Source organism: Micromonospora sp. MH33, assembly GCF_003013775.1.
Classification (GTDB): domain Bacteria; phylum Actinomycetota; class Actinomycetes; order Mycobacteriales; family Micromonosporaceae; genus Micromonospora; species Micromonospora fulviviridis.
In genome coordinates this window covers 1-6768 of the sequence record NZ_MUYZ01000343.1, presented here as the reverse complement: position 1 = coordinate 6768, position 6768 = coordinate 1, and the positions used below count along the sequence as shown (strand labels likewise).

Genomic DNA, 6768 nt, shown 5'->3' with positions numbered 1-6768 from the left:
GCCGACGTGGACTGGGCGACGTTCGCCCCCGCGTACGCCTCGACCCGGCCGCGGCCGCTGCTGGCCGACCTGCCGGAGGCCCGGCAGGCGCTGCCCGCCGACGACGCCCCCGCCGACGGCGGCGCGGCGCTGCGCGACCGGCTGCTCGCCCTGCCCCGCGAGGAACAGGACCGCCACCTCACCGACCTGGTCCGCGCCGAGGCGGCCGCCGTGCTCGGCCACGCCGGTCCCGAACGGGTCAAGCCCCGGCGGGCGTTCAAGGAACTCGGTTTCGACTCGCTCACCGCGGTGGAGCTGCGCAACCGGCTCAACCGGACCACCGGCCTGTCCCTGCCCACCACCCTGGTCTTCGACCACCCCGACCCGGCCAACCTCGCCGCCCACCTGCGCGCCACGCTGGTGCCCGCGGCGGACGGCGACGCGGCGGCCGACCCGGCCGAGGTGGCGGTCCGCCAGGCCCTGGCCACCATCCCGCTGGCCCGCATCCGCGAAGCCGGGCTGCTGGACCTGCTGCTCACGCTCGCCGGCGGCGACGACGGCGCCCCCACCCCGGGCGGCGCGGACGTCGACCTCGACGAGATGGACACCGACACCCTCATCAGGCTGGCCCTCGACGGCTCCGAGTCCTGACCCTTGTCCCACGTACGGAGTACATGATGTCCACGAGTGCAGATAAGGTCGTCGAGGCGCTTCGGGCTTCCCTCAAGGAGACCAGCCGGCTCAAGCAGCTCAACCAGCAGTTGACCGCCGCGGCCCGGGAGCCGATCGCCATCGTCGCGATGTCCTGCCGCTACCCCGGCGGGGTGTCCAGCCCGGACGAGCTGTGGGACCTGGTGGCCGCGGGCGGGGACGCGATCGGCGGCTTCCCCGCCGACCGGGGCTGGGACCTGGACGGCCTGTACGACCCGGAGGCCGGCCGGACCGGGACGTCGACCACCCGGCAGGGCGGCTTCCTGTACGACGCGGCGGAGTTCGACGCCGACTTCTTCGGCATCTCGCCGCGCGAGGCGCTCGCCATGGACCCCCAGCAGCGGCTGTTGCTGGAGACCTCCTGGGAGGCGTTCGAGAGCGCCGGCATCGCCCCGTCGTCCGTACGCGGGCAGAAGGTCGGCGTCTTCGTCGGCACCGCCGCCAACGGCTACGGCGTGGGGCAGGACGGCGGCGCGGAGGGCGCCGACGAGGGCTATCTGCTGACCGGCACCGTCACCAGCGTGGTCTCCGGTCGGATCGCGTACCTGCTGGGGCTGGAGGGGCCGGCGGTCACCGTGGACACCGCCTGCTCCTCGTCGCTGGTCGCGCTGCACCTGGCCGCCCAGGCGCTGCGGGCCGGCGAGTTCGACCTGGCCCTGGCCGGCGGCGTGACCGTGATGGCCAGCCCCAGCGCGTTCGTCGGCTTCTCCCGCCAGCGCGGGCTCGCCTCCGACGGGCGGTGCAAGTCGTTCGCCGCCGCCGCCGACGGCACCGGCTGGGCGGAAGGCGCCGGCCTGCTGCTGGTCGAGCGGCTCTCCGACGCCCAGCGCAACGGCCACCCGATCCTCGCCGTTCTCCGCGGCAGCGCCATCAACCAGGACGGCGCGTCCAACGGGCTCACCGCCCCGAACGGCCCCGCCCAGCAGCGGGTGATCCGGCAGGCGCTGAGCAACGCGCGGCTCGGCGCCGCCGACGTGGACGTCGTCGAGGCGCACGGCACCGGCACCACCCTGGGCGACCCGATCGAGGCGCAGGCCCTGATCGCCACGTACGGCCAGGAACGCGACGGGGGCGACCCGCTGTGGCTGGGCTCGATCAAGTCGAACCTGGGACACAGCCAGTCGGCGGCCGGCGTCGCGGGCGTCATCAAGATGGTGATGGCCATGCGACACGGCCTCCTGCCGGCCACCCTGCACGTCGACGAGCCGTCCCCGCACATCGACTGGTCGGCAGGCGCCGTCTCCCTGCTCACCACCGCCCGGCCCTGGCCGGAGCTGGACCGGCCCCGCCGGGCCGCGGTGTCGTCGTTCGGCATCAGCGGCACCAACGCCCACGTCATCCTGGAACAGGTCGAGCCCGGGCCCGCCCCGGCGCCCGTCGCCGAGCGGCCCGCCCTGCTCACCGCCCCAGCCACCATGTGGTCGCTGTCGGCCCGCTCCGCCGACGCCCTGCGCGAGCAGGCGGCCCGGCTCGCCCGGTACGCCCGCGCCCGGGACGACCTCGACCCGGCCCGGCTGGCCTGGTCGCTGGCCAGCACCCGGTCGGTGTTCGAGCACCGGGCCGCCGTGGTGGCCGCCGACCCGGCGCAGCTGCTCGCCGGGCTGGACGCCGTCGCCGCCGGCACCCCCGCCGGCACCGTCGTCGCCGGCGTGGCCGGTGAACCGGGCGAGGGACCCGTCTGGGTCTTCCCGGGCCAGGGCGCGCAGCACGTGGCCATGGCGGCCGCGCTGATCGGCGCCTGCCCGGTCTTCGACGAGGCCCTCGCCGAGTGCCAGGCCGAGTTGGACCGCTGGCTCGACATCGACGTGGTCGCCGTGCTCACCGACACCGACGACTCCTGGCTGGTCCGCTCCGAGGTGGCCCAGCCGGCCCTGTTCGCTGTCGGCGTGGGCCTGGCCCGGCTGTGGCGGCACGCCGGGATGACCCCCCGCGCCGTGATCGGCCACTCCCAGGGCGAGATCGTGGCCGCCCACGTGGCCGGGGTGCTGTCGCTGGCCGACGCCGTCAAGGTCCTGGCGCTGCGGTTGCGGGCCCTGGCCGCCGTCGCCGGCACCGGGGCGATGGCCGCCATCGACCTGCCGGCCGGCGAGGTGGCGGCACGCCTCCCCGAGGGAGTCACCGTCTCCGTGGTCAACGGCCCCGCCACCGCGGCGGTCGCCGGGCCGCCGCAGGCCGTCGCCGACCTCGTGGCGGCCTGCACCGCCGACGGCGTCCGGGCCCGGCTCGTGGCCGTCGACTACGCCTCGCACTCCCCGGCCGTGCAGCCGGTCGCCGACCGGGTACGCACCGAACTGGCCGGCCTCACCCCTTCCGACGGCGATGTCCGGATCATCTCCACGGTGACCGGCACCTGGCTCGACGGCGCCCGCATGGACGCCGACCACTGGGCCGACAACCTGCGCCTGCCGGTGCTGTTCGACACCGCCGTGCGGACCGCGATCGAGGCCGGGCACACGGACTTCGTCGAGGTCTCGCCGCACCCGGTGCTCACTATGTCGCTGACCGCGATCCTGGACGACACCGGCACCACCGGCCGGGCGCTGGCCACCCTGCGCCGCGGCGAGGACGCCCGCGTCCGCCTGCTGACCAGCTTCGCCCTCGCCCACGCCAACGGGCTGCCGGTGGAGCCCCGCCGGATCCTCGCCCCCGCGCCGATCCTCACCGACCTGCCCACGTACGCCTTCCAGCGGCAGCGCTTCTGGCCGGAGCGGCTCACGCCGGCCGCCGCCGGTCCCGTCAGCCCCGACGTCGTCGACGTCGAGTTCTGGTCGGCCGTGGAACGCTCCGACGTGGCGGCGCTGGCCGCCCAGCTCGACGGGAGCGCCGACCTGGAGGTGCTCGCCCCGGCGCTGCCCCTGCTGTCGTCCTGGCGCCGCGCCCGGTTGCAGCGGGCGGTGCTGGACGGCTGGTCGTACCGGGTGGTGTGGAAGCCGGCGGCCCCGGCCGGCGGCGCGCCCGTCCCGGGCGACCTGCTGGTGGTGCGGCCGGCCGACGACGCATCCGTGGACGCCTGGCTGGATCTGCTCGCCGCCGCCCTGCCCGACGGCTCGGCGGTGCGGACGCTGCCCGTGGACCCGGCCCGGGTCACCCGGCAGGAGCTGGCCGGCTGGCTGGCCGGACAGCGGGACGAGGCCCTGGCCGGCGTGGTGTCCCTGCTCGGCCTGGCGGACGCGCCGTACCCCGACCATCCCGGCATCCCGACCGGGCTGGTCGCCACCACCCGCCTGGTGCAGGCCCTGCAGGTCGCCGACGTCCCCGCACCGCTGTGGTGCGTCACCCGGGGCGGGGTCGGCACCGGCCCGGCGGAACCGGTGGCCAGCGCCGCCCAGCACGCCCTGTGGGGCCTGGCCCGGGTGATCGGCCTGGAGCACCCCGGGCGCTGGGGCGGCGTGGTCGACCTGCCCGCCGAACCCGACGCCGCGACCTGGACGGAGGTCGCCCGGATCCTCACCGCGGGCGGCGACGAGGACCAGTACGCCGTCCGACCGTTCGGCACCTTCGTCCGGCGGCTGGCCCGCACCACCGCCCGCACCTCGGGCCAGCTCGTCCCGTGGCAGCCGCGCGGCACGGTGCTGGTCACCGGCGGCACCGGCGCGATCGGCGCGCAGGCCGCCCGCTGGCTCGCCGACAACGGCGCCGAGCACCTGGTGCTCACCAGCCGCCGCGGCCTGGACGCCGCCGGCGCCCGCGAGCTGGTCGACGAGCTGACCGCCGGCGGCGTCCGGGTCAGCGTGGTGGCCTGCGACCTGGCCGACCGCGACCAGGTCGCCGCGCTGGTCGCCGGCCTGGACGAGGTCGCCCCGCTGACCGCCGTGCTGCATGCCGCCGGCATCACCCAGCTCACCCCGCTGGTCGACACGGACCTCGACGTGTTCGACCACGTGATGGCCGGCAAGGTCGCCGGCGCCGGCCACCTGGACGAGCTGCTGGGCGACCGGGACCTCGACGCGTTCGTCATGTTCGCCTCGATCTCCGGGGTGTGGGGCAGCGGCGGGCAGGGCGCGTACGCGGCCGCGAACGCGTACCTCGACGCGCTCGCCGAGCAGCGCCGCGCCCGGGGGCTCGCCGCCACCTCCATCTCGTGGGGCGCCTGGGCCGAGGGCGGCATGGCCACCACCGAGGAGGCGCAGCGGCTGCTCAGCCGGCGTGGCCTCAACCCGATGCAGCCGGCCGCGGCGCTGCTCGCCCTGCGCCGGGCCGTCGAGCACGGCGAGACCTGCCTGACCGTGGCGGACGTCAGCTGGGAGCACTTCGCCCCCGCGTACGCCTCGGCCCGGCCCCGGCCGCTGCTCGACGACATCGCGGAGGCCCGCGACGCGCTGGCCGAACGCCCCGCCGACCGGGTCGACGACCAGGCCGCCTCGCTGCGTGCGCAACTGCTCGCCCTGCCCCGCGCCGACCGGGACCGCCACCTCACCGACCTGGTCCGCGGCCACGCCGCCGCCGTGCTCGGCCACGCCGGCAGCGACGCGGTCCGGCCGAAGCGGGCGTTCAAGGAGCTGGGCTTCGACTCGCTCACCGCCGTCGAGCTGCGCAACCAGCTCACCGCGGCGACCGGGCTGGCCCTGCCCACGACCGTGATCTTCGACTACCCCAGTCCCGCCGTCCTCGCCGGACACCTGGCGTCCCTGCTGCGGCTGCCCGAGGCCGAGGCCGCCCCGGCCGCGGCGCCGGCCGCCGCCGTGGCCGACGAGCCGATCGCGATCGTCGGGATGAGCTGCCGTTACCCGAGCGGCGTCAGCGATCCCGACGGGCTGTGGGAGCTGGTCGCGGAGGGCCGGGACGGCATCACGGAGTTCCGCACCGACCGGGACTGGGACCTCGACCGGCTCTTCGCCGCCGACCCCGAGGCGCCGGGCCGCTCCTACACCCGCCACGGCGGGTTCATCGACCGGGCCACCGAGTTCGACCCGGAGTTCTTCGGCATCTCGCCCCGCGAGGCCCTGGCCATGGACCCGCAGCAGCGGCTGCTGCTCGAGGCCACCTGGGAGGCCTTCGAGCAGGCCGCCGTCGCCCCCGACACGCTGCACGGCACGCCGACCGGGGTGTTCGTCGGCGCGTCCCCGTCCGGCTACGGCACCGGTGACGAGACGCCCGACCTGGACGGCTACCGGCTCACCGGCGGCGCGCACAGCGTCATCTCCGGCCGCGTGGCCTACACCTTCGGCCTGGAGGGGCCGGCCGTCACCGTGGACACCGCCTGCTCGTCCTCGCTGGTCGCGCTGCACCTGGCCGTGCAGTCGCTGCGCCAGGGCGAGTGCGACCTGGCCCTCGCCGGCGGCGTGAACGTGCTGGTCACCCCGGGCGCGTTCGTCGAGTTCACCCGGCAGGGCGGCCTCGCCGCCGACGGGCGGTGCCGGTCGTTCGCCGCCTCCGCCGACGGCACCGGCTGGTCGGAGGGCGTGGGCGTGCTGCTCGTGGAGCGGCTCTCCGACGCCCGGCGCAACGGCCACCGGGTCCTCGCCGTGATCCGCGGCTCGGCGGTCAACCAGGACGGCGCGTCGAACGGCCTCACCGCCCCGAACGGGCCGGCCCAGCAGCGGGTCATCCGGCAGGCGCTCACCAGCGCCGGCCTCACCACGGCGGACGTCGACACCGTGGAGGCACACGGCACCGCCACCACCCTGGGCGACCCGATCGAGGCGCAGGCGCTGCTGGCCACCTACGGGCAGGACCGGCCCGCCGACCGGCCGCTGTGGCTCGGGTCGATCAAGTCCAACATCGGCCACAGCCAGGCCGCCGCCGGCGTGGCCGGGGTGATCAAGATGGTGCAGGCGCTGCGCCACGGCATCCTGCCCCGCACCCTGCACGTCGACGCGCCCACCCCGCACGTCGACTGGTCGGCGGGCGCGGTCGAACTGCTGACCGAGGCCCGGCCGTGGCCCGAGACCGGCCGGCCCCGCCGGGCGGCGGTCTCCTCGTTCGGGGTCAGCGGCACCAACGCGCACGTGATCATCGAGCAGCCGCCGGCCGACGCGCTCGACGGCGAGGTGGTCGAGCGGCCGGCGCCGCCGCTGGTGCCGGTGCTGGTCTCCGCCCGCGGCGACGGCGGGCTGGCCCGGCAGGCCCGCCGCTGGG

The 6768-nt window shown here is 76.6% G+C and carries 2 protein-coding genes; both read left to right on the top strand.

The window, feature by feature from the left end; translation table 11 throughout:
* A partial coding sequence (locus B0E53_RS31625; protein ID WP_246835696.1) for a beta-ketoacyl reductase occupies window positions 1-630 on the top strand: 630 nt, incomplete at its 5' end.
* 26 nt (window positions 631-656) lie between these two features.
* Window positions 657-6768: type I polyketide synthase (locus B0E53_RS31620; RefSeq protein WP_146167838.1), on the top strand; the 6112-nt coding region annotated here is incomplete at its 3' end.